Below are 21,290 nucleotides of genomic sequence, written 5' to 3'. Positions count from 1 at the left end.
CGCATTTGCGGGGCTTTTTGATTTGCGTCGGATCAGCTGCCTTTGACCGTCTTGCCGTTGACCGTACCGTCGAGGAGCATGATGTTGTACTCCTTGCCGTCGGTTTCGACCTGTTGCAGGCGAACCAGCAGGTAATCCCAGTCCTTGGCGAACCACAGGACGGTGATGCGCTTGCTTTGTGTCGGGTCGCGAACGCGCTCGACCTTGATCGCATCGATCTGGCCGGCCTTGGTTTCGACTTTTTCCGAACCCAGCACGCGGAAGTCGTAGGTATCGACTTCGCCATCATCGACCACCTGATAGCTCATGCTTTTCTTGCCGGCGGCCACGTCATGCTGCAGCGCCAGTTGATAGGTGGATTTGTCGACCATGCCGCGGTTGAGCGGGATTTTCACCGCGTCGCCGCGGTCGGTTCCGGTCACCAGCTTGTTGGCCCAGTCGAAGTCCAGGTCAGCCTTTTTCGCCTTGCCCAGACCACCGCGTTCGAAGTGGTAGGACTGTGGCAGCAGGGTGTCCTTGTCCAGGGTCAGGGTGCTTTCCTCGGACAGGCTGGCAATCATCATCGAGGCTTTGAAGCTGAGCTTCCAGACGCCGTTGGCCTGTTTGGTCAGGCTGCGCTCGGCGGTGCCGCTCATGGGCAGCTGTTTCCAGTCGGCGGTGTAGCTGGCGGAGAACGGTTGAAGGTCTGCCGCCTGCGCGAAGGGCAGGGCGAGCAGAGCGCAAGCGAAGAGCAGGGCGCGACGCATAATATCTCCTAGTTTCGAATCAAGTGACCGCTGGCCGGCAGTGGCTGGCCATCCAGTAAAGCACCTTGCTCGCCGAGGCTCAGCCGTCCTTCGGCGAACCAGCGTATGGCCATCGGGTAGATCAGGTGTTCCTGAGCGTGAACCCGCTGCGCCAGACTTTGCGGCGAATCGTGCAACTCTACCGGGATTACTGCCTGTACGACCAGTGGTCCGCCATCGAGTTCCTCGGTGACGAAGTGCACGGAGCAGCCGTGTTCGGCGTCGCCGGCCTCCAGCGCGCGCTGATGAGTGTGTAACCCTTTGTATTTGGGTAGCAGCGACGGGTGGATGTTGAGCAGGCGACCCTGGTAGTGACGGACGAAGTCAGCGCTGAGAATGCGCATGAAGCCGGCCAGTACCACGAGTTTGGGGTTGAATTCGTCGATCAGTTCGATCAGGGCGGTATCGAAGGCCTCGCGGCCCTCGAATCCCTTGTGATCCAGCGAGCGGGTGGCGATACCCGCGTCACTGGCGCGTTGCAGGCCGTAGGCGTCGGCGCGGTTGGAAATCACCGCAGCGATGCGGACCGGGCTGTTGCCGGTCCGCGTGCTGTCGATCAGGGCCTGCAAGTTACTGCCGGTGCCGGACAACAGCACCACGACATCACAGGTCTGGGACATCAGTGAGCCTTGAGGTTCTTCAGTTCGACCTGAGCCGCGCCTTCGGCAGCGACAGCGATCTGACCGATGACCCAAGGCTGCTCGCCGGCGTCACGCAGGGTGTTCAGGGCAACTTCAACGTGCTCCTGAGCCACGCAGATCACCATGCCCACGCCGCAGTTCAGCACGCGGTGCATTTCGGTTTCGTCGACGTTGCCTTTCTCTTGCAGCCAGTCGAAGACGGCCGGGCGGTTCCAGCTGGCCACGTCAACCACGGCTTGAGCGCCTTTTGGCAGAACGCGCGGGATGTTGTCGAGCAGGCCACCACCGGTGATGTGGGCCATGGCCTTGACCGCACCGGTGTCCTTGATCAGCTTGAGCAGCGGCTTCACGTAGATGCGGGTCGGAGCCATCAGCAGTTCGGTCAGCGGCTTGCCGTCGAGCTGAACGGTTTCGATGTCGGCACCGGACACTTCGATGATCTTGCGGATCAGCGAGTAGCCGTTGGAGTGCGGGCCGGACGATGGCAGGGCGATCAGGGCATCACCGGTGGCGACTTTCGAGCCGTCGATGATTTCGGCTTTTTCCACGACGCCGACGCAGAAGCCGGCCAGGTCGTAGTCTTCGCCTTCGTACATGCCAGGCATTTCAGCGGTTTCGCCGCCGACCAGCGAGCAGCCAGCCAGTTCGCAGCCTGCACCGATACCGGTAACCACGGTGGCCGCTACGTCGACGTTCAGTTTGCCGGTGGCGTAGTAGTCGAGGAAGAACAGCGGCTCGGCGCCGCACACCACCAGATCGTTGACGCACATGGCGACCAGGTCCTGACCGATGCTGTCGTGCTTGTTCAGGTTCAGCGCCAGACGCAGCTTGGTGCCGACGCCGTCAGTACCGGAAACCAGTACCGGCTGCTTGTAACCGGCCGGGATCTCGCAGAGGGCGCCGAAACCGCCCAGGCCGCCCATGACTTCCGGGCGCGCAGTGCGCTTGGCGACGCTCTTGATGCGTTCGACCAATGCTTCACCGGCGTCGATGTCTACACCGGCGTCCTTGTAGCTCAGGGAGGGTTGCTTGCTCATGATCCAGGCCTTTAGGGGAGGGGATTCAGGGGTAACGACCGAGTTCAGCGGGAACGCCGAATCCGACAGGGGCGATTGCCTCACGCGAAGTTCGGGGTGCCCGGCTGTTGCCGGTCTGCGAAGGCGCGCGATTTTATCAGGCTTGAGGGGCAGCGGCCATCCTCACGCCGACGGGCAGGGGCATATCGATGGAAAAATTTTGCAATTGACGCTGTGGATGACATCACGGGTGCCTGTATAAGGAACCGTCTATCGTTAGGACTGTGCAAAAACTTACCGACCGCGTGTGAATGTTTTGCGACGGCCTGTGGTCACAGGCTTGCCACAACGGTGCACGCGGCCTGTTCCAGCCGCTCTTGTCGACGGGAATTCTCCATGCGTTTTTGTAAATTGCTGTTAGTGGGTGGTTTGTCTCTGATCAGCCTGGCGACCCAGGCGGAAAATCTCAAAGGTCTTTATCAGGTGCGCGAACCGGTCACTGGCCAGTCGCCAGAGGAGCGCGATCGCGCGACCCAGGCTGCGCTGGATACGCTGGTGCTGCGCCTGACCGGTGACCCGAAGGCCCCGCAGAACCCGGGGCTGGCGCCGGTTCGCAAGGATCCGCAGCAGATCATCAGTCAGTTCGGTTTCGATGCCGGGCCGCCGGAAGTGCTGAAGGTCGATTTCGATCCGGGAACCACCGAGCAGGCGTTGCGCCGCGCCGGGCTGGCGCTGTGGGGTGCCAACCGGCCTTCGATCCTGAGCTGGTGGCTGAACGATTCGACCGAGGGTTCGAGCCTGGTGGGCGACGGTCAGGCCAGTGCCGCACCGTTGCGCCGCGCCGCCCAGCACCGTGGATTGCCGTTGCGCCTGCCTTTGGCGGACTTGAGTGAGCAATTGGTCGCAACCGCGCCTGCGCTTGAAGGTGCCGACCCGGCGCCGCTGCGTAACGCTTCCGAGCGCTACAACGCCGACGCCTTGCTCGCCGTGCATGCGCGCGAAGAAAGCGGGCAATGGCAGGCCAAATGGCAATTGTGGCTGGGCGATAAAAAAGAGGCGGGCAACGTGCAGGGCGCGGATCAGGCGGCGGTGGCCGATGCGGTGATGCTGGCGGTCACTGAACGTCTGGCGCCACGCTTTGTGGCCAAGCCGGGCGCGTCCGGCCAGCAGACCCTGGAAGTGCAGGGCATGAATCTGGAGCACTACGCGGCGCTGCTGCGGTTACTCGAACCGTTCGGCGTGCGTCTGCAGAGTGTCGATGCCGATCGCATCCTCTATCGGGTCAACGGCAGTGCCGATCAATTGCGAGCGCAATTGTCGCTGGCGAAGTTGCAGGAACTGCCGGCCGAGGCACCGGCTCCGGTGGCTGCGCCTCAGCCTGCGGTCGTCGGGGCGGCGCCAACCGTTGCGCCGACACCGACACCGACACCGGCGGCGCCGTCCTTGCGGTTCCGCTGGTAGTTTTTCTTTCTTATATATAAGCAATGGAGTGTTACATGGCCGATACGCGGCGTTGGTTCTGGCTCGGTGGGGTGCTCCTGCTTTGCGCGTTTGTCTGGTTGCTGCATCCGATCCTTACGCCGTTTCTGGTGGCGCTGCTGCTCGCCTATCTGTTCGATCCGCTCGTCGATCGTCTGGAACGCCTGGGGCTGTCTCGCACCTGGGGTGTTATCGCGGTGTTCGCCTTGTTCACCCTGATCGTCACTGCGTTGTTGCTGGTGCTGGTGCCGATGCTCGCCAAGCAATTAGTACGGCTGTATGAACTGGCGCCGCAAATGCTCGACTGGTTGCAGCACACTGCCGTGCCATGGGCGCAATCGAAGCTGGGGCTGTCTGACGGCTTCTGGAAGTTCGACAAGGTCAAAGCCGCGATCAGCGAACACATGGGCCAGACCACCGACATCGTCGGTGTGGTGCTGAGTCAGGCGACGGCCTCGAGCCTGGCGCTGATCGGCTGGCTGGCGAATCTGGTGCTGATCCCGGTGGTGAGCTTTTACCTGCTGCGTGACTGGGACGTGATGATGGCCAAGATCCGTGGCCTGTTGCCCCGTGATCGCGAAGAACGTGTGGTGGCGCTGGCGGGTGAGTGCCATGAAGTGCTGGGCGCGTTCGTGCGCGGGCAGTTGCTGGTGATGCTGGCGTTGGGCGTGATCTATGCGGCCGGTCTGATGATTGTCGGGCTGGAGCTGGGCCTGTTGATCGGTCTGATTGCAGGGCTGGCGGCGATTGTGCCGTACATGGGGTTTGTGATCGGCATCGGCGCGGCGCTGATTGCCGGGTTGTTCCAGTTTGGTGGCGATCTGTATCCGATGATCGGGATCGTCGCGGTGTTCATGGTCGGCCAGGCACTGGAAGGCATGGTGCTGACGCCTTTGCTGGTGGGGGATCGGATCGGTCTGCACCCGGTGGCGGTGATTTTCGCGATTCTGGCCGGTGGCGAGCTGTTCGGCTTCACCGGTGTGCTGCTGGCATTGCCGGTGGCGGCGGTGATCATGGTGCTGGTGCGACACGTCCACGATCTGTACAAGGATTCCGACATCTATAGCGGGGTGGATGAGCCGGAGTTGTAATCGTGACGCGCGGGCTGCCCGGTGGATTGCCGGGTTGGCCCGTCTCCTGCAGGCCGTGGCGCCAAAGAAACTGTCATAAAACCAGCACGTTAACGCAAACCTTTGATTTTGCTTGGGGTCTGTCGCATTGTGCGCTCCGCTTCACGGGTATAAACTTCGCTCACTTTACACAGAGGCCACTAACGGTTCCTTGGGAACTGTTCAGTCAGCATGAAACCGATTCAGCTGCCCCTAGGTGTGCGTCTGCGTGACGACGCCACCTTCATCAACTACTACCCAGGCGCCAATGCCGCTGCACTCGGCTATGTCGAGCGTCTATGCGAAGCCGACGCCGGCTGGACCGAAAGCCTGATCTATCTGTGGGGCAAGCACGGGGTAGGACGTACGCATCTGTTGCAGGCTGCATGCCTGCGTTTCGAGCAGATGGGTGAACCGGCGGTGTACCTGCCGCTGGCCGAGTTGATGGATCGCGGCATCGAAATTCTCGACAACCTCGAACAGTACGAACTGGTCTGCCTGGATGACTTGCAGGTGATTGCCGGCAAGGCGGACTGGGAAGAGGCGATGTTTCATCTGTTCAACCGTCTGCGTGACAGCGGTCGCCGTCTGCTGATCGCGGCATCCACTTCGCCGCGTGAACTGCCGATCAAACTCGCCGACCTGAAATCGCGCCTGACCCTGGCGCTGATCTTCCAGATGCGTCCTCTCTCCGATGAAGACAAATTGCGTGCCCTGCAATTGCGCGCATCCCGTCGCGGTCTGCACCTGACCGATGAAGTCGGGCATTTTATTTTGACTCGCGGTACCCGCAGCATGAGCGCGCTTTTCGATCTGCTGGAGCAGCTCGATCAGGCCTCTTTGCAGGCTCAGCGCAAGCTGACCATTCCCTTCCTGAAAGAAACCCTGGGCTGGTAAAACCGGGGCTTTCAGCCGGTTTCGGCATATTTCAGGCGCCAGAAAACCCGCTTTCCTGTGGGTTGCACAGGCCGCGTCTCGATTCAAATAGGCTTAAGCGCTTAGATGTAAACGAGAAACCGGGAAGTCACAAAAAGATCGATTGAATTTGCAAATGAGGCTGATAGCGGGCATAGTCTCGGCTTCTTTACAACTATCAGCCACGGTCGTGCCCATGCTAAAGCGCTTCGCACCCCTCGTGCCTCTCGCACTCGTCACCCTGTTGTTCGGTTGCGCTGCTCATTCACCTGTTAATCAAGAGCAGCAACAACAGGTAAAAAACTCTGCCACCGCCCAGTCTTCCGTTATTTACCAGGAAGAGCTGGACACCGAAAAAGAACTCGCCGACTTCAACGGCAAGAAGCCTTACCAGCTTCCGGTTCTGGCCGACAGCATCCTCGAACGCGGCATGTCCCTGATCGGTACCCGTTACCGTTTCGGCGGTACCTCTGAAGCCGGTTTCGATTGCAGCGGTTTCATCGGCTATCTGTTCCGCGAAGAAGCCGGCATGAACCTGCCACGCTCCACTCGCGAAATGATCAACGTGGATGCACCGCTGGTTTCGCGCAGCAACCTCGAGCCGGGCGACCTGCTGTTCTTCGCCACCAATGGTCGTCGCGGTCGTGTCAGTCACGCCGGGATCTACCTGGGCGACAACCAGTTCATCCATTCCAGCTCTCGTCGCAGCGGCGGTGTTCGCATCGACAGCCTGGGCGACAGCTACTGGAGCAAGACCTTTATCGAAGCCAAACGCGCTTTGGCGAACGCTCCAACCGTGGTTACCGCTCGCAAGTAATCACGCTTTTGTCGCCACGCTCGTGGCGACAAGCGGTCCCTCAGGGGCAATAGACTTAAACTTTACAAGGTGAAGTTAAAGTCTTACTTGAAGTTTGCCGCGTAGCCGCTAGAATCCTGATCTATATTGATGGCAAACCGCCTGCGTCCAAACGCAGGCGGTTTTGTTTTCTGTCGAATCGGCAGTCAAAGCCTCAGCCAGATCAGGATGTTCTGCATATGACGATGTCGGCCCGCTTTGCCTTGATGTTCTTCGCCGCGCTGCTCAGCGCCTGCGCCAGCCGCACTCCGCCGCCTGCGCCGGTGGTTCGCGCTCCGATCGTGTTCGGATCCTCCCAGACCTTTTCGCCTGCTGCCGAAGACGTGCTGTTCCGCGCGCTGGGGCTGGTCGGCACGCCTTATCGCTGGGGCGGCAATACGCCGGATTCGGGCTTTGATTGCAGTGGCCTGATCGGTTTCGTTTACCGCGATGCCGCCGGCATCAGCCTGCCGCGTTCGACCCGCGAGATGATCGTCATGCAGGCGCCGAACGTCGGCAAGGAAGGGCTGCAGACCGGCGACCTGATCTTCTTCGCCACCAATGGCGGCTCTCAGGTCAGCCATGCGGGGATCTACGTCGGGGAAGGGCGCTTCGTTCATGCACCAGCCACTGGCGGGACGGTGAAGCTGGACAGTCTGTCAAAAGCGTATTGGCAGAAAGCCTATCTGAGCGCCAAGCGCGTTCTGCAGCCGGAGCATCTGGCGCACAACCCGTAATCCAGATACTTAAAAACCCGTGGGAGCTGAATGGCTCCCACGGGTTTTTTAATGCCTGCAATACATTAGCGGGCCGCTGACACCCGCCACACCTTGTTCCCCACGTCATCGGCTACCAGCAACCCACCTTGCTGATCGATCACCACGCCGACCGGGCGACCCAAAGCGTTCTCGTCCTTGTCGAGAAATCCGGTCAGTACGTCCACCGGCGTTCCGCTCGGCTTGCCAGCGGCAAACGGCACAAAGATCACCTTGTAGCCACTGTGCGGCTTGCGGTTCCACGAGCCGTGCTGGCCAATGAATGCGCCTTCTTTGAACTGTGCCGGCAAGCGATTGCCCTCGGCGAAGGTCAGCCCCAGTGATGCGGTGTGCGGGCCGACGGCGTAGTCCGGAGCGATGGCCTTGGCTACCATGTCCGGCCGCTGGGGTTCCACGCGCACGTCAACGTGCTGGCCGTAGTAGCTGAACGGCCAGCCATAGAAGCCACCGTCCTTGACCGAAGTGATGTAGTCCGGCACCAGGTCGCTGCCGATTTCGTCGCGCTCGTTCACGGCAGTCCACAGCGCGCCGCTTTGCGGCTCCCACGCCAGGCCGTTGGGGTTGCGGATGCCCGAAGCGAAAATCCGGTGGTTGCCGGTGGCGCGATCTACTTCCCAGATCGCCGCGCGGCCTTCTTCCTGATCGAGGCCGTTTTCGCCGACGTTGCTGTTCGAGCCGACGGTGACGTACAGCTTGCTGCCGTCTTTGCTGGCGATGACGTTCTTGGTCCAGTGATGGTTGAGCGTGCCGCCCGGCAAATCCACGACCTTGATCGGCTGGCTCTTGATTTCGGTCGCGCCGGGCTCGTAGTTGAAGCGCAGCAGGCGATCGGTATCGGCCACGTACAGATCGTTGCCGACCAGGGTCATGCCGAACGGCGAGTTGAGGTTTTGCAGGAACACCGTGCGAGTTTCGGCCACGCCATCATGATCGGCATCGCGCAACAGTGTGATGCGGTTCGGGCTGGGCACGCCGGCGCCGGCACGGCCCATGACTTTCTTCATCACCCAGCCGCGAATGCCCTTGCCGTCGTCGGGTTTGGGTGGGGCGTTGGTTTCCGCCACCAGCACGTCGCCGTTGGGTAGCACATACAACCAGCGCGGGTGATCGAGATTTTCCGCAAAGGCTGCCACCTGAGTGCCTGCCGCTGCCGTCGGCTTCGCGCCGGCCGGCCAGCCAATGGCCGGGGCGATGTTCACCGTCGGGATCAGGGTCTTGTTCGGTTCGGGCAGTTTCGGTGACGGACCGGTGCCGTCGGAGACTTGCAGGCTGGAGGATTCACCACAGGCGGCGAGCCCTCCGGCGAGCACGATGACGAAAACGAGCTGGGGCTTGCGCATTGCTGATCTTCCCTATGAATGCATTCCTAAACATAGAGAAGCGCACAAGCCCGATGGTTCAACCCTCAGCCGCGGGCTTCCTTGAACAGCACGGCAATGCCGGGGTGATAGTTGCCGGCTTCGCTGCGCAATTTGCGGTAGGCGTAGGGGAAATACCAGGCGACGGCGCAGGTGTGTTCCTTCTGCAGGTCGTCGACCATGTCCTGCAATTCCTCCGGGCTGGCGCTGTGCTGGGCTTTTTGCGGGGCGACGAACAGGCAGCCGAGTTTCAGGTCGCTGGCGTAGCTGATGCGCTTGGCGTCGCTGGTGATATCCGCCAGGGCCTGGGTCAGATTCAGGCTGGTGACGCGCGGCCAGCGTTGGGTCGCCTGAATGAAGGCGCGATCCTCGGCGCCAGCAATAAACAAATCGGCACGGGCGTTGCGCTCGCCCTCTTCGTTCTGTTTGCGGGTGGCAGTGTCGCGCAGCGTGACCAGTTCAGCCATCCACGCGGCGGCCGACAGCAGACCGAGGTTGGCTTTTTCGTCGTGCCAGTAGGGCGTGTCGTTGTCGCCGCGCACGGCGTTGTAGCGGTCGATACAGTCAAACCAGCGTTCCAGCACCGGGCGCAGGAATTCCAGCCGCGGATTGCTGATGATCATGCCTTGCATGGGGCTCTCCCTTGTTATTGTGATGGGCTCTCTGCAGTCAAAGAGCATGGCTCTTTGATATCACTGCTGGCAGTGTGGCACAAGATTGGCGTCAGTTAATTGATCGGCGGCAGTTATTCGCCGCACAAGCCCCTCTTCAATTGACGCTCCACCCCCAACCCTCTAACCTTCGCGGCTTGTTTCAGGTGCTCTGTGGCGCATGTCGACAGAGTGAAACAGGGAAGCCGGTGAGGCGGGTCTTCAAGCGATGAACCCTCACGATCCCGGCGCTGCCCCCGCAACGGTAAATGAGTAAAAGCTGCGTCTGATGCCACTGCGTAAAAGCGGGAAGGCGCGCAGCCAGGCGCAAGCCGCTCATGAGCCCGGAGACCGGCCTGATCCATCCAGCGGCATCACGGTGGGCGATGCCAGGCTTGTTGCCGTCTATTCTTGTGCCTGCCCGCCGTTATCCAGCCTCAACGGAGAGCTCCCCCATGACTGATTCCCCCGAACGCGACGAGCGCCATCTCGCGCGCATGCAGCGCAAAAAAGCCGTGATCGATGAGCGCATCGCCAATTCGCCAGACGAATGCGGCCTGGTGCTGGTGCTGACCGGCAATGGCAAAGGCAAAAGCAGCTCGGCATTCGGCATGCTCGCCCGCGCCATGGGCCACGGCATGCAGTGCGGTGTGGTGCAGTTCATCAAGGGCCGCAACAGCACCGGCGAAGAAATGTTCTTCCGCCGCTTCCCCGAGCAAGTGCGTTTTCACGTGATGGGCGAGGGCTTCACCTGGGAAACCCAGGACCGCCAGCGCGACATCGCCGCCGCCGAAGCAGCCTGGGATGTCTCCCGCGAACTGCTGCGCGATCCATCGATCGGTCTGGTGGTGCTCGATGAACTGAACATCGCGCTCAAGCACGGTTACCTCGACCTGGATCAGGTACTCAGCGATCTGCAGGCGCGTCCGCCGATGCAGCACGTGATCGTCACCGGTCGCGCCGCCAAGCCGGAAATGATCGAGATGGGCGACACCGTCACCGAAATGGGCATGATCAAGCACGCCTTCCAGGCCGGCATCAAAGCGCAGAAAGGCGTCGAACTTTGAATCAACCACGTCACTGCCCGGCGGTCCTGATCGCCGCGCCGGCCTCCGGTCAGGGCAAGACCACCGTCACCGCCGCACTGGCTCGTCTGCATCGCAATCAGGGGCGCAAGGTCCGCGTGTTCAAATGCGGTCCGGACTTTCTCGACCCGATGATCCTCGAGCGCGCCAGCGGTGCGCCGGTTTATCAACTGGACATGTGGATGGTCGGCGAGCAGGAAAGTCGTCGCCTGTTGTGGGAAGCCGCCGCTGAAGCCGACCTGATCCTGATCGAAGGCGTGATGGGTTTGTTTGACGGTACGCCGTCGAGTGCCGATCTGGCGCGACATTTCGGCGTGCCGGTGCTCGGCGTGATCGACGGCACGGCCATGGCCCAGACCTTTGGCGCCTTGGCTCTGGGTCTGGCGCGCTATCAGCCGGATCTGCCGTTCGCTGGCGTACTGGCTAACCGCGTCGGCACCGTGCGCCATGCACAGTTGCTGGAAGGCAGCCTCACCGAAGGTTTGCGCTGGTACGGCGCATTGTCCCGGGAAACCGGGATCGAACTGCCGAGCCGCCATCTCGGTCTGGTGCAGGCCAGTGAACTGAATGACCTCGACGTACGTCTCGACGCCGCCGCCGAAGCACTCGCCGGCACATGTGAGGTAGCGCTGCCACCGGCCGTGGCATTCGCCGCGCCAGCAATCGTTGAGACCGAAAAGCTGCTTGAAGGCGTGCGAATTGCCGTCGCCCGCGACGAAGCCTTTGCCTTCACCTACGGCGCCAGTCTCGATCTGTTGCGAGCGATGGGGGCGGAGCTGAGTTTCTTCTCGCCGATCCGCGATGCGCAATTGCCTGAAGCCGACAGCTTGTACCTGCCTGGCGGTTATCCGGAATTGCACCACGTTGCCTTGGCGCAGAACACTGACATGCTCAAAGCGATCCGCGCGCATCATGCGGCCGGCAAACCGCTGCTCGCCGAATGTGGCGGCATGCTTTATCTGCTCGACTCGTTGACGGATGTCGAAGGCACCCGCGCTGATTTGGTCGGCCTGTTGAGTGGCGACGCCGTGATGCAAAAGCGCCTCGCCGCACTGGCCTTGCAAGAGGTCGACCTGCCGGAAGGCTTGTTGCGCGGCCATACCTATCACCATTCCCTGACCACCACCGAACTGACGCCGATTGCCCGTGGCCACAGCCCCAACGGCGGGCGCGGCGCGGAAGCGGTTTACAGGGAAGGGCGGATGACCGCCTCGTACGTGCACTTTTACTTCCCGTCGAATCCGTCGGCGATTGCCGCACTGTTGGTGCCATGACCGACAACGCCTTTACTGACGCCGAGCGCGAAGCGGTTTACCGCGCCATCGCCGAACGCCGCGACATGCGCCACTTCAGCGGCGGTACGGTCGAGCCTGACGTGTTGCGCCGTTTGCTTGAAGCCGCGCATCAGGCACCGAGCGTCGGCCTGATGCAGCCGTGGCGCTTCATCCGCATCAGCGACCGCGCTCTACGTGGCCAGATCCAGAACCTTGTTGAAGAAGAACGCGTGTGTACCGCCGAAGCCCTCGGCGAGCGCAGCGACGAATTCATGAAACTCAAGGTCGAGGGCATCAACGACTGCGCCGAAGTATTGGTTGCCGCGTTGATGGACGATCGCGAAAAACACATCTTTGGTCGTCGCACGCTGCCGGAAATGGACATGGCCTCATTGTCCTGCGCGATCCAGAACCTGTGGCTGGCCGCGCGTGCCGAAGGCCTGGGCATGGGTTGGGTATCGTTGTTCGAGCCACAGGCGCTGGCCGATCTGCTGAAACTGCCGGCCGGGGCCAAGCCGCTGGCGGTGCTTTGCCTGGGGCCGGTCAAGGAATTCTATCCGGCGCCGATGCTGGTACTCGAAGGGTGGGCGCAGGCGCGTCCGCTCAATGAGCTGCTGTACGAAAATTTTTGGGGAGTGAGTCAATGAGTGTGGCGTTGTTGAGTGTCGCCGCGGTTGCGCTGGATGCGCTGCTGGGTGAACCGAAACGCTGGCATCCGCTGGTGGCGTTCGGCAATTTCGCCGGGCGCATCGAGCAACGTTTCAATAGCGCTGGTCGTGGCTGGCGCAGCCATGGCGTCACCGCGTGGGTAATCGCGGTGTTGCCGCTGACCCTGCTGGCCACGGCGTTTTCCTGGGCGCCTTACGTGGGCTGGATCGTCGAGATTCTTGCGCTGTATTGCGCCCTCGGCATGCGCAGCCTGGGTGAGCACGTCGAGCCGGTGGCCAAGGCTTTGCGCGCCGATGATCTGGCAGAGGCGCGCAAGCGTGTGGGTTATCTGGTCAGCCGTCAGACCGATGAGCTGGACAGCACCGCCGTCGCCCGCGCCGCCACCGAGTCGGTGCTGGAAAACGGCAGCGATGCGGTGTTTGCCGCGCTGTTCTGGTTTGCCGTGGCCGGTGCGCCGGGCGTGGTGCTCTACCGTTTGAGCAATACGCTCGACGCGATGTGGGGCTATCGCAACGAGCGTTTCGAGCGTTTCGGCTGGGCGGCGGCAAAAATCGACGACGTCCTCAACTACATTCCTGCGCGGCTGGTAGCGTTGACCTACGCGCTGCTCGGCAAAACCCGACTGGCGTTGAAATGCTGGCGCACCCAGGCGCCGAAATGGGACAGCCCGAACGCCGGCCCGGTGATGGCCGCCGGCGCGGGTGCGCTGGGTGTCGAACTGGGCGGGCCGGCGATTTACCACGGCGAGCTGCACGAGCGTCCGCAATTGGGCGAGGGCACACCGGCGGATGCCGATTCCATTGATCGCGGCTGGCAATTGGTCCAGCGCGGGGTATGGTTATGGCTGCTGATTCTCTGCGTGGGGGCTGAATTCTATGCTTGAGCACGGTGGCCGGTTGCGCAGGGCGGCGCTCGAATACGGCATCGCGGAAGAAGACTGGCTCGACCTGTCCACGGGTCTTGCGCCGTGGCCGTTTCCGGTCCCGGAGATTCCGCTGCGGGCGTGGGCGCGCCTGCCGGAAAACGATGACGGTCTGGAGCAGGCCGCCTGCGATTACTACGGTGCCAGTCAGGTGTTGCCGGTGGCCGGTTCGCAGATGGCCATTCAACTGCTGCCGCGATTGCGCCGTGCCGGCAAGGTCGGCGTGCTGTCGCCGTGTTACGCCGAGCATGCTGAAGCCTGGCGGCGCAGCGGCTATATCGTGCGTGAGGTGCTGGAGCAGGAAGTCGACTTCTTTCTCGACAGCCTCGACGTGCTGGTGGTGGTCAATCCAAACAATCCCACGGGCCTGAATCTGACCCCGGCGCGCCTGCTCGACTGGCATGCGCGGCTGGCCCAGCGCGGCGGCTGGCTGGTGGTCGACGAAGCGTTCATGGACAACACGCCGCAGTTGAGTCTCGCCCCGCATGCGCATCAGGTTGGGTTGATCGTGTTGCGCTCGTTCGGCAAGTTTTTCGGTCTGGCAGGTGTACGGCTCGGGTTCGTGCTGGCCGAGCGCAAGTTGCTTAGGTTGCTGGCCGAACAGGTCGGGCCCTGGGCAGTCAGCGGGCCGACCCGGGTGCTGGGTCAGGCCTGTCTGCGCGACACCGAAGGCCATACCCGCCAGCGCATCCGCAGCGACGAGGCCAGCGAACGGCTGGCTGCGCTGCTTGAACGCTCCGGCTTCAAACCGCAGGGCGGTTGCGCGCTGTTTCAGTGGCTGATCACCGAACAGGCTGCCACGTTGCACGAATTCATGGCTCGACGCGGCATTCTTCTGCGCCTGTTTGCGCACAACAGCAGCCTGCGATTCGGCCTGCCCGTCGATGCCGCCGACGAGGCGCGCCTTGAGCAAGCCCTGCAAGCATTCGCCAAGCATTGCTCCATGGAAAAACCAGCATGACCACATTAATGGTGCAAGGCACCACCTCCGACGCCGGCAAAAGCACGCTGGTGACGGCGCTGTGCCGCTGGGCAACCCGTCAGGGCGTTGCCGTGGTGCCGTTCAAACCGCAGAACATGGCGCTCAACAGCGCAGTGACTGCCGACGGCGGCGAGATTGGTCGCGCGCAAGCGGTGCAAGCCCAGGCGGCGTTCCTTGAACCGCACACTGACATGAACCCGGTGCTGCTCAAGCCCAACAGCGACACCGGCGCCCAAGTCATCATTCACGGTCGAGCGGTCACCAGCATGAACGCCGTCGCCTATCACGACTACAAAGCCATCGCCATGCAGGCGGTGCTCGCCTCCCACGAACGTTTGAGTGCCGCCTATCCGCTGGTGATGGTCGAAGGTGCGGGGTCGCCGGCCGAGATCAATCTGCGCGCCGGCGACATCGCCAACATGGGCTTCGCCGAAGCGGTGGATTGCCCGGTGCTGTTGATTGCCGATATCAATCGTGGCGGCGTCTTCGCTCATCTGGTGGGCACGCTGGAACTGCTGTCACCGAGCGAACAGGCGCGGGTCAAAGGTTTCATCATCAACCGCTTTCGCGGCGACATCGCCTTGCTGCAACCGGGCCTCGACTGGCTGGAACAGCGCACCGGCAAACCGGTGGTGGGCGTGCTGCCGTACGTGATGGACTTGCATCTGGAGGCCGAGGACGGCATTGACCAGCGCCAGACCGACAAGGCCGAGCAAGTTTTGAAAGTGGTGGTGCCGGTGCTGCCGCGTATCAGCAACCACACCGATTTCGATCCGTTGCGTCTGCATCCGCAAGTTGATCTGCAATTCATCGGCCCGGGGCAAGCGATTCCCCCGGCTGATCTGATCATCCTGCCGGGCTCGAAAAGTGTGCGCAGTGACTTGGCGTATCTGCGCGCCAATGGCTGGGAAACCGCCATTCGCCGTCACCTGCGTTACGGCGGCAAGCTGCTGGGGATCTGCGGCGGTCTGCAAATGCTCGGCGAGCAGGTGCACGATCCGCTGGGCCTGGAAGGCGCACCGGGCTCCAGTGCCGGTCTGGGTTTGCTGGGGTTCGAAACACAGCTCGAAGCCGAGAAGCAGTTGCGCAATGTGCGCGGGCGTCTGGCGCTGGAAGATGCGGAGGTCAGCGGTTATGAAATCCATGCCGGCGTGACCACGGGACCTGCGCTGGAAAATGCTGCCGTGCATCTGGACGACGGTCGCTGCGACGGCGCGCAAAGTCTCGACGGGCAGATTTTCGGCACCTACCTGCATGGCCTGTTCGAATCGCCGGCGGCCAGTGCCGCGCTGTTGCGCTGGGCCGGTCTGAACAATGTGCAGGAGGTGGATTACCACGGCCTGCGTGAACGCGATATCGAACGGCTGGCGGATCTGGTGGAGAAGCACCTGGATACCGGGCTGTTACGTGAACTCTGTGGAATCTCCCCATGCTCCAGTTGATCCTCGGCGGCGCCCGCTCCGGCAAAAGTCGCCTGGCCGAAAAACTCGCCACTGACAGCGCGCTGGCCGTCACTTACATCGCCACCAGCCAACCGCTGGATGGGGAGATGAATGAGCGTGTCGCCCATCATCGCGCCCGTCGTCCCGTCGAGTGGGCGTTGATCGAAGAACCGCTGGAACTGGCCCGTGTCCTGCGCGAAACCGCCAGTGCCGAGCGTTGCCTGCTGGTGGATTGCCTGACGCTGTGGCTGACCAATCTGCTGATGCTCGACGACGCCGAACGCCTCGCCGCCGAGCGTGAAGCCTTGCTCGAATGCCTGGCGTCGCTGCCGGGTGAAATCATTTTTGTCAGCAACGAGACCGGAATGGGTGTCGTGCCGCTGGGCGAATTGACTCGCCGCTACGTCGATGAAGCCGGTTGGCTGCATCAAGCTCTGGCCGAGCGTTGTCAGCGAGTTGTCCTGACGGTCGCCGGCCTGCCCCTGACTTTGAAAGGACCTGCGTTATGACCCAAGCCTGGTGGCTGAACCCGTGCAAACCGGTGGATACGGACGCCGTTGAAAACGCGGCGGCGCGTCAACAGCAATTGACCAAACCAGCGGGCTCTCTCGGGCGGCTCGAATCGGTGGCGGTGCAACTGGCGGGATTGCAGGGCCAGATCAAGCCGAAGCTGGATCAGGTCTGGATCGCGATTTTTGCTGGCGACCATGGCGTTGTTGCCGAAGGGGTTTCCGCGTTTCCGCAGGAAGTCACCGGGCAGATGCTGCTGAACTTCGTCAGCGGCGGCGCGGCGATCAGCGTGCTGGCGCGGCAACTCGGCGCGCAGCTGGAAGTGGTGGATCTGGGCACCGTGACCCCGTCGTTGAACCTGCCGGGCGTGCGCCACCTGAACATCGGCCCGGGCACGGCGAATTTCGCCAAGGGCGCGGCGATGAGTCAGGCTCAGGGTGAACTCGCCTTGCAGGGCGGTCGCGACAGCGTGCTGCGGGCGAAGGCGGCGGGTGCGCAATTGTTCATCGGCGGTGAAATGGGCATCGGCAACACCACCGCCGCCAGTGCGCTGGCTTGTGCCTTGCTGGATTGCCCGGTGGCGCATCTGACCGGCCCCGGCACCGGGCTGAATGCCGAAGGCGTCAGCCACAAGGCGCAGGTGATCGAGCGGGCGCTGGCACTGCATGCGGCGCAACGTGGCGATGCGTTGCAGACGCTGTTCAATCTCGGCGGCTTCGAGATTGCGGCACTGGTTGGCGCCTATCTGGCGTGCGCTCAGGAAGGTGTGGCGGTGCTGGTGGATGGTTTCATCTGCACGGTCGCGGCACTGGTGGCGGTGCGCCTGAATCCGGCCTGCCGTGAATGGCTGCTGTTCGGTCACCGTGGTGCCGAGCCGGGCCATCGCCATGTACTGGAAACCCTCGGCGCTGAACCGCTGCTCGAGCTGGGCCTGCGTCTGGGCGAGGGCAGTGGCGCGGCGCTGGCGGTGCCGTTGTTGCGCCTGGCCTGCGACCTGCACGGCCAGATGGCAACCTTCGCTGAAGCCGCGGTAGCGGACCGCCCGGCATGACGCTGCGTCTGGATCTGCTGCGCCACGGTGAAACCGAACTCGGCGGCGGCCTGCGCGGCAGCCTCGACGATGCGTTGACCGAAAAAGGCTGGGCGCAGATGCGCGAGGCGGTGAGCGGGCAGGGGCCGTGGGATCGGCTGGTCAGTTCGCCGTTGCGGCGTTGTGCGCGGTTTGCTGAAGAGTTGAGCGCGCAGCGGGATCTGCCGGTTTCTTTGGACAGGGATCTGCAGGAGTTGCATTTCGGTGCCTGGGAAGGGCAGAGCGCGGCGGCGTTGATGGAGACTTATGCTGAAGCGCTGGGACTGTTCTGGGCCGATCCGTATGGATTTACTCCGCCGCAGGGTGAACCGGTCAGTGACTTTTCGGCGCGGGTGCTGGCGGCGGTGATGCGACTGCACGCGGCGCACGCGGGTGAGCGGGTGTTGCTGGTCAGTCATGGCGGCGTCATGCGTCTGTTGCTGGCTCGGGCCCGTGGTTTGCCTCGCGAACAACTGCTCAATGTCGAAGTCGGCCACGGCGCGCTGTTTTCGCTGATCGTCGAGGCCGACGGTTCGCTCAGGGAAGTGCTCTGACATGCTGCCTCTGTGGATCGCCCTGCAATTTCTCGGCAGCCTGCCGATTCGTCTGCCGGGGATGCCGACGCCCGAACAGCTTGGCCGGTCGCTGCTGTTTTATCCGCTGGTGGGCCTGTTGTTCGGTGTCATTCTCTGGGCGCTGAACATTGCCTTGGCCGGCACGCCGTTGCTGTTGCATGCGGCGCTGTTGCTGACGGTGTGGGTGCTGCTCAGCGGCGCGTTGCACCTTGATGGCCTGGCGGACAGCGCCGACGCGTGGCTCGGCGGGTTCGGTGATCGCGAGCGTACGCTGACGATCATGAAGGATCCGCGCAGCGGGCCGATCGCGGTGGTGACGCTGGTGCTGGTGTTGCTGCTCAAGTTCGCCGCGTTGCTGGCGTTGATCGAACAACAGCAGGGCACGGCGTTGATCATCGTGCCGCTGATCGGCCGAGCGGCGTTGCTCGGGCTGTTTCTCACCACGACTTATGTGCGGGCCGGCGGGTTGGGGCAGGCGCTGGCCGATCATCTGCCGCGCAAGGCGGGTTGGCAGGTGCTGGCGGGGAGTGCGGCGGCGTGTGTGGCGATCGCCGGGTTCGACGCTGTCGTGGCGTTGCTGCTGGCGGTTGTCGTGTTCATCTGGCTGCGGCATTTGATGGTGCGGCGACTGGGTGGAACCACCGGTGATACGGCCGGCGCGTTGCTGGAATTGCTGGAAATGTCAGTGCTGGTCGGGCTGGCCTTGTTTTGATAAGTAACTTTGATCTGTAACTTGATTTAACACAGTCGCGGGTATATACACGCATCATGCTTCCTTCTCAGTGTTTGTGCACCAACCTGCGACGCGCCGCGCGTGGCGTCAGCAGGCATTACGACGGCGCTCTCGACGGCTTCGGGATCAACGTTGCCCAGTATTCTCTGCTGTGCAATCTGCAGCGCCTGGATCAGCCGAGCATTTCCGAACTGGCCGAGGCCATGGGCCTGGATCGCAGCACCCTCGGGCGCAATCTGCGGGTGCTGGAAGGCGAGGGCCTGGTGGCGCTGGCCGAGGGCGAAGACATGCGCAACCGCATCGTCCGGCTCACCGAAACCGGTGCGCAACGCCTGGCAGCAGCCTTGCCGGCCTGGGAAGCGGCGCAACAGCGGTTGATCGACCGGCTGGGTGCCGAGAAGCGTGAAACCTTGCTGCGGCTATTGGATGAACTGGCCTGAGGGCCGGTTTTTTCCGAATCTAAGCGGGTATATACCCGCGACTGGAGAATAATAATGAGTTCGATGTGGCGTACGTGCGGTTGGGTGTTGCTGGGGAGTGCGCTGATTCTGGCGTTGTCATTGGGCGTGCGGCACGGCTTCGGACTGTTCCTGTCGCCGATGAGCGCCCAGTTCGGCTGGGGCCGTGAAGTGTTCGCCTTTGCCATCGCCTTGCAGAACCTGATCTGGGGCCTGGCGCAACCGTTTACCGGCGCGCTGGCCGACCGCTTTGGCGCTGCGAAAGTGGTGCTGATCGGCGGGGTGCTCTACGCCTTGGGCCTGGTGTTCATGGGCCTGTCGGAAACGGCGCTGGGCCTGTCCCTGAGTGCCGGTCTGCTGATCGGCATTGGTCTGTCCGGCACCTCGTTCTCGGTCATCCTCGGGGTCGTCGGCCGCGCCGTGCCGCCGGAGAAACGCAGCATGGGCATGGGCATTGCCAGTGCTGCCGGTTCTTTCGGCCAGTTCGCCATGCTGCCGGGCACCCTCGGGCTGATCGGCTGGCTCGGCTGGTCGGCGGCATTGCTGGTGCTGGGCCTGCTGGTGGCGCTGATCGTGCCGCTGGTGAGCATGCTCAAGGACAAACCGCTGCCGGTGCTCGGCCATGAGCAAACCCTGTCCGAAGCCCTGCGCGAGGCGTGTTCGCACTCCGGTTTCTGGTTGCTGGCATTCGGTTTTTTCGTCTGCGGATTTCAGGTGGTGTTCATCGGCGTGCACTTGCCGGCGTATCTGGTCGATCAGCATTTGCCGGCGAGTGTCGGCACCACGGTGCTGGCGTTGATCGGCCTGTTCAACATCTTCGGTACGTACACCGCCGGTTGGCTCGGCGGGCGGATGTCCAAACCGCGTCTGCTGACCGGACTTTATCTGCTGCGCGCCGTGGTGATCGTGCTGTTCCTGTGGCTGCCGGTCACGACGACTTCGGCCTATCTGTTCGGCATGGCCATGGGCTTCCTCTGGCTGTCGACGGTGCCGTTGACCAACGGTACGGTGGCGACCTTGTTTGGCGTGCGAAACCTGTCCATGCTCGGCGGCATCGTGTTTCTGTTCCATCAGTTGGGTTCGTTCCTCGGCGGCTGGCTGGGCGGGGTGGTGTATGACCGAACCGGGAGTTATGACTTGATCTGGCAAGTGGCGATTCTCCTGAGTCTGCTGGCGGCGGCGCTGAACTGGCCGGTGCGCGAGCGCCCGGTCGAGCGCCTGCAACCGCGTGCGAGCGCTGCATGAACCGTTTCTGGCCGCAGATCGTCGTCACCGCACTCGGCGCCGCGTTGCTGGCGCTGGTGTGGTGGGGCTGGCATCAGGGCGGGTTGGCGCTGATGCAGTTGGGCATGGGTGCTTGCTAGACCGGCGGGAGGGCGAGTAACGTCGAGGCCTGACGATTGCTCAAGGATGCCCGACATGCTCAAGCGCTGGTGTGCTGTTCCCGCGTTGCTGATGGCGTTGACCGGACTGGCCCAGGCCGCGGACTGTCCGGATCTGTTGCAAGGTTCGTTGCCCAAGTTGCGGGCCAAGGAATCCATCGACCTGTGTCAGCGCTACGCCGACAAACCGCTGGTGGTGATCAACACCGCCAGCTTCTGTGGTTTTGCGCCGCAGTTCGAGGGGCTCGAAGCGCTGAATCAGCGCTACAAGGCCCAGGGCCTGGAAATGCTCGGCGTGCCTTCCAATGACTTCAAGCAGGAGTCCAAGGACAGCGCCGAGACCGCCAAGGTCTGCTACGCCAACTACGGCGTGACGTTCACCATGACCGAACCGCAGAAGGTCCGGGGTGACGATGCGACTCACTTGTTCCAGGTGCTGGCCAAACAGAGCAGCGCACCGAAGTGGAATTTCTACAAATACGTCATCGACCGCCAAGGCAAGGTGATCGCCAATTTCTCCAGCCTGACCAAACCGGATGATCCTGAATTTCTGGCGGCCATCGAGAAAGCCATTGCCTCCCAGCCGCTGAAACCCTGATCGACGCCCATTAAAAAGCCCCGCCTC

General features: G+C 62.5%; 23 protein-coding genes, 1 pseudogene and 1 riboswitch. Of the genes and pseudogenes, 19 read left to right on the top strand and 5 right to left on the bottom strand.

Going from position 1 to position 21,290, the window contains the following annotated elements; all coding sequences use genetic code 11:
• Positions 1-32: 32 nt before the first annotated feature.
• From AC07Y2_RS22315 to purM, 3 genes are read right to left on the bottom strand one after another with little or no spacing between them, the layout of a single operon-like run.
• A complete protein-coding gene (locus tag AC07Y2_RS22315) occupies positions 33-746 on the bottom strand; it encodes a DUF3108 domain-containing protein (RefSeq protein ID WP_007950391.1) in 714 nt (237 codons plus the stop codon).
• Positions 747-754: 8 nt separating this feature from the next.
• Positions 755-1,405 (bottom strand): phosphoribosylglycinamide formyltransferase, encoded by a 651-nt coding sequence (gene purN / locus AC07Y2_RS22310; protein ID WP_103387069.1) that lies wholly within the window; start codon positions 1,403-1,405, stop codon positions 755-757.
• Positions 1,405-2,463, bottom strand: coding sequence for a phosphoribosylformylglycinamidine cyclo-ligase (gene purM / locus AC07Y2_RS22305; RefSeq protein WP_007950393.1), 1,059 nt, complete (start codon positions 2,461-2,463; stop codon positions 1,405-1,407). Before purM ends, purN begins: the two co-directional genes overlap by 1 nt.
• A 375-nt stretch (positions 2,464-2,838) precedes the next feature.
• On the opposite strand from purM, the gene AC07Y2_RS22300 reads away from it, so the two are divergent.
• The 5 genes from AC07Y2_RS22300 (at position 2,839) to AC07Y2_RS22280 (ending at position 7,517) form a co-directional block, all read left to right on the top strand.
• Positions 2,839-3,903 (top strand): DUF2066 domain-containing protein, encoded by a 1,065-nt coding sequence (locus AC07Y2_RS22300; RefSeq protein ID WP_074687565.1) that lies wholly within the window; start codon positions 2,839-2,841, stop codon positions 3,901-3,903.
• A 35-nt stretch (positions 3,904-3,938) separates the two neighbouring features.
• Complete coding sequence (locus tag AC07Y2_RS22295; RefSeq protein WP_039769808.1) at positions 3,939-5,012, top strand: AI-2E family transporter; 1,074 nt, start codon at positions 3,939-3,941, stop codon at positions 5,010-5,012.
• A 210-nt stretch (positions 5,013-5,222) separates the two neighbouring features.
• Positions 5,223-5,927 (top strand): DnaA regulatory inactivator Hda, encoded by a 705-nt coding sequence (hda, locus tag AC07Y2_RS22290; RefSeq protein WP_007950396.1) that lies wholly within the window; start codon positions 5,223-5,225, stop codon positions 5,925-5,927.
• Between the two features lie 214 nt (positions 5,928-6,141).
• A complete protein-coding gene (locus tag AC07Y2_RS22285) occupies positions 6,142-6,762 on the top strand; it encodes a C40 family peptidase (RefSeq protein WP_039769810.1) in 621 nt (206 codons plus the stop codon).
• 218 nt (positions 6,763-6,980) lie between these two features.
• Positions 6,981-7,517 (top strand): C40 family peptidase, encoded by a 537-nt coding sequence (locus AC07Y2_RS22280; protein WP_039769812.1) that lies wholly within the window; start codon positions 6,981-6,983, stop codon positions 7,515-7,517.
• A 65-nt stretch (positions 7,518-7,582) separates the two neighbouring features.
• On the opposite strand, the gene AC07Y2_RS22275 is transcribed toward AC07Y2_RS22280, so the two are convergent.
• Positions 7,583-8,896, bottom strand: a complete 1,314-nt coding sequence (locus AC07Y2_RS22275; protein WP_074687566.1) for a PQQ-dependent sugar dehydrogenase — start codon at positions 8,894-8,896, stop codon at positions 7,583-7,585.
• 65 nt (positions 8,897-8,961) lie between these two features.
• Entirely contained in the window at positions 8,962-9,546 is a 585-nt protein-coding gene (locus AC07Y2_RS22270) for a hypothetical protein (protein WP_039769816.1), read from the bottom strand.
• A 166-nt stretch (positions 9,547-9,712) separates the two neighbouring features.
• A riboswitch (cobalamin riboswitch) is annotated at positions 9,713-9,938 on the top strand.
• 81 nt (positions 9,939-10,019) lie between these two features.
• Here AC07Y2_RS22270 and cobO point away from each other — a divergent pair.
• The 14 genes and pseudogenes from cobO to AC07Y2_RS22200 all read left to right on the top strand — a co-directional run bounded on the left by cobO (position 10,020) and on the right by AC07Y2_RS22200 (position 21,263).
• On the top strand, positions 10,020-10,631 hold the full coding sequence (cobO, locus tag AC07Y2_RS22265; protein ID WP_074687567.1) for a cob(I)yrinic acid a,c-diamide adenosyltransferase: 612 nt from the start codon (positions 10,020-10,022) through the stop codon (positions 10,629-10,631).
• On the top strand, positions 10,628-11,923 hold the full coding sequence (locus AC07Y2_RS22260) for a cobyrinic acid a,c-diamide synthase CobB (RefSeq protein ID WP_103387070.1): 1,296 nt from the start codon (positions 10,628-10,630) through the stop codon (positions 11,921-11,923). Before cobO ends, AC07Y2_RS22260 begins: the two co-directional genes overlap by 4 nt.
• Positions 11,920-12,570, top strand: a complete 651-nt coding sequence (gene bluB, locus AC07Y2_RS22255; RefSeq protein WP_039769819.1) for a 5,6-dimethylbenzimidazole synthase — start codon at positions 11,920-11,922, stop codon at positions 12,568-12,570. Before AC07Y2_RS22260 ends, bluB begins: the two co-directional genes overlap by 4 nt.
• Complete coding sequence (cbiB, locus tag AC07Y2_RS22250) at positions 12,567-13,475, top strand: adenosylcobinamide-phosphate synthase CbiB (RefSeq protein WP_103387071.1); 909 nt, start codon at positions 12,567-12,569, stop codon at positions 13,473-13,475. The genes bluB and cbiB overlap by 4 nt, the downstream gene beginning before the upstream one ends.
• Complete coding sequence (gene cobD / locus AC07Y2_RS22245) at positions 13,468-14,475, top strand: threonine-phosphate decarboxylase CobD (protein ID WP_103387072.1); 1,008 nt, start codon at positions 13,468-13,470, stop codon at positions 14,473-14,475. The genes cbiB and cobD overlap by 8 nt, the downstream gene beginning before the upstream one ends.
• Positions 14,472-15,930 (top strand): annotated as a pseudogene (locus tag AC07Y2_RS22240) (cobyric acid synthase); the annotation flags it as partial. The gene cobD and the pseudogene AC07Y2_RS22240, both read left to right, overlap by 4 nt.
• Complete coding sequence (gene cobU / locus AC07Y2_RS22235) at positions 15,926-16,447, top strand: bifunctional adenosylcobinamide kinase/adenosylcobinamide-phosphate guanylyltransferase (RefSeq protein ID WP_103387073.1); 522 nt, start codon at positions 15,926-15,928, stop codon at positions 16,445-16,447. The pseudogene AC07Y2_RS22240 and the gene cobU, both read left to right, overlap by 5 nt.
• Positions 16,444-17,499, top strand: coding sequence for a nicotinate-nucleotide--dimethylbenzimidazole phosphoribosyltransferase (cobT, locus tag AC07Y2_RS22230; RefSeq protein WP_103387074.1), 1,056 nt, complete (start codon positions 16,444-16,446; stop codon positions 17,497-17,499). The genes cobU and cobT overlap by 4 nt, the downstream gene beginning before the upstream one ends.
• Entirely contained in the window at positions 17,496-18,071 is a 576-nt protein-coding gene (cobC, locus tag AC07Y2_RS22225) for an alpha-ribazole phosphatase family protein (protein WP_103387075.1), read from the top strand. The genes cobT and cobC overlap by 4 nt, the downstream gene beginning before the upstream one ends.
• 1 nt (position 18,072) lies before the next feature.
• Positions 18,073-18,804, top strand: coding sequence for an adenosylcobinamide-GDP ribazoletransferase (locus AC07Y2_RS22220; protein ID WP_074687574.1), 732 nt, complete (start codon positions 18,073-18,075; stop codon positions 18,802-18,804).
• A 56-nt stretch (positions 18,805-18,860) separates the two neighbouring features.
• A complete protein-coding gene (locus AC07Y2_RS22215; RefSeq protein ID WP_007950413.1) occupies positions 18,861-19,265 on the top strand; it encodes a MarR family winged helix-turn-helix transcriptional regulator in 405 nt (134 codons plus the stop codon).
• A gap of 54 nt (positions 19,266-19,319) precedes the next feature.
• Positions 19,320-20,528, top strand: coding sequence for an MFS transporter (locus AC07Y2_RS22210; RefSeq protein ID WP_039769832.1), 1,209 nt, complete (start codon positions 19,320-19,322; stop codon positions 20,526-20,528).
• A complete protein-coding gene (locus AC07Y2_RS22205; protein ID WP_007950415.1) occupies positions 20,525-20,647 on the top strand; it encodes a hypothetical protein in 123 nt (40 codons plus the stop codon). The genes AC07Y2_RS22210 and AC07Y2_RS22205 overlap by 4 nt, the downstream gene beginning before the upstream one ends.
• Before the next feature lie 55 nt (positions 20,648-20,702).
• A complete protein-coding gene (locus AC07Y2_RS22200) occupies positions 20,703-21,263 on the top strand; it encodes a glutathione peroxidase (protein ID WP_039769833.1) in 561 nt (186 codons plus the stop codon).
• The last annotated feature ends 27 nt before the right edge of the window (positions 21,264-21,290 follow it).

It is taken from the genome of Pseudomonas sp. GW456-12-1-14-TSB6 (genome assembly GCF_059424205.1).
The sequence above is the reverse complement of the archived record's forward strand: the minus strand, read 5'-3'. Positions and strand labels throughout refer to the sequence as shown.

Excerpts from the sequence above, each read along its gene's own strand:
- bluB (WP_039769819.1), top strand. The coding sequence starts at position 11,920 with ATGACCGACAACGCCTTTACTGACGCCGAGCGCGAAGCGGTTTACCGC.
- AC07Y2_RS22205 (WP_007950415.1), top strand. The coding sequence starts at position 20,525 with ATGAACCGTTTCTGGCCGCAGATCGTCGTCACCGCACTCGGCGCCGCG.
- cobD (WP_103387072.1), top strand. The coding sequence starts at position 13,468 with ATGCTTGAGCACGGTGGCCGGTTGCGCAGGGCGGCGCTCGAATACGGC.
- cobC (WP_103387075.1), top strand. The coding sequence starts at position 17,496 with ATGACGCTGCGTCTGGATCTGCTGCGCCACGGTGAAACCGAACTCGGC.
- AC07Y2_RS22280 (WP_039769812.1), top strand. The coding sequence starts at position 6,981 with ATGACGATGTCGGCCCGCTTTGCCTTGATGTTCTTCGCCGCGCTGCTC.
- AC07Y2_RS22285 (WP_039769810.1), top strand. The coding sequence starts at position 6,142 with ATGCTAAAGCGCTTCGCACCCCTCGTGCCTCTCGCACTCGTCACCCTG.
- AC07Y2_RS22315 (WP_007950391.1), bottom strand. The coding sequence starts at position 746 with ATGCGTCGCGCCCTGCTCTTCGCTTGCGCTCTGCTCGCCCTGCCCTTC.
- AC07Y2_RS22220 (WP_074687574.1), top strand. The coding sequence starts at position 18,073 with ATGCTGCCTCTGTGGATCGCCCTGCAATTTCTCGGCAGCCTGCCGATT.
- AC07Y2_RS22295 (WP_039769808.1), top strand. The coding sequence starts at position 3,939 with ATGGCCGATACGCGGCGTTGGTTCTGGCTCGGTGGGGTGCTCCTGCTT.
- hda (WP_007950396.1), top strand. The coding sequence starts at position 5,223 with ATGAAACCGATTCAGCTGCCCCTAGGTGTGCGTCTGCGTGACGACGCC.
- AC07Y2_RS22270 (WP_039769816.1), bottom strand. The coding sequence starts at position 9,546 with ATGCAAGGCATGATCATCAGCAATCCGCGGCTGGAATTCCTGCGCCCG.
- cobU (WP_103387073.1), top strand. The coding sequence starts at position 15,926 with ATGCTCCAGTTGATCCTCGGCGGCGCCCGCTCCGGCAAAAGTCGCCTG.
- cbiB (WP_103387071.1), top strand. The coding sequence starts at position 12,567 with ATGAGTGTGGCGTTGTTGAGTGTCGCCGCGGTTGCGCTGGATGCGCTG.
- AC07Y2_RS22200 (WP_039769833.1), top strand. The coding sequence starts at position 20,703 with ATGCTCAAGCGCTGGTGTGCTGTTCCCGCGTTGCTGATGGCGTTGACC.
- cobO (WP_074687567.1), top strand. The coding sequence starts at position 10,020 with ATGACTGATTCCCCCGAACGCGACGAGCGCCATCTCGCGCGCATGCAG.
- AC07Y2_RS22300 (WP_074687565.1), top strand. The coding sequence starts at position 2,839 with ATGCGTTTTTGTAAATTGCTGTTAGTGGGTGGTTTGTCTCTGATCAGC.
- AC07Y2_RS22215 (WP_007950413.1), top strand. The coding sequence starts at position 18,861 with ATGCTTCCTTCTCAGTGTTTGTGCACCAACCTGCGACGCGCCGCGCGT.
- AC07Y2_RS22210 (WP_039769832.1), top strand. The coding sequence starts at position 19,320 with ATGAGTTCGATGTGGCGTACGTGCGGTTGGGTGTTGCTGGGGAGTGCG.
- cobT (WP_103387074.1), top strand. The coding sequence starts at position 16,444 with ATGACCCAAGCCTGGTGGCTGAACCCGTGCAAACCGGTGGATACGGAC.
- AC07Y2_RS22275 (WP_074687566.1), bottom strand. The coding sequence starts at position 8,896 with ATGCGCAAGCCCCAGCTCGTTTTCGTCATCGTGCTCGCCGGAGGGCTC.
- purM (WP_007950393.1), bottom strand. The coding sequence starts at position 2,463 with ATGAGCAAGCAACCCTCCCTGAGCTACAAGGACGCCGGTGTAGACATC.
- purN (WP_103387069.1), bottom strand. The coding sequence starts at position 1,405 with ATGTCCCAGACCTGTGATGTCGTGGTGCTGTTGTCCGGCACCGGCAGT.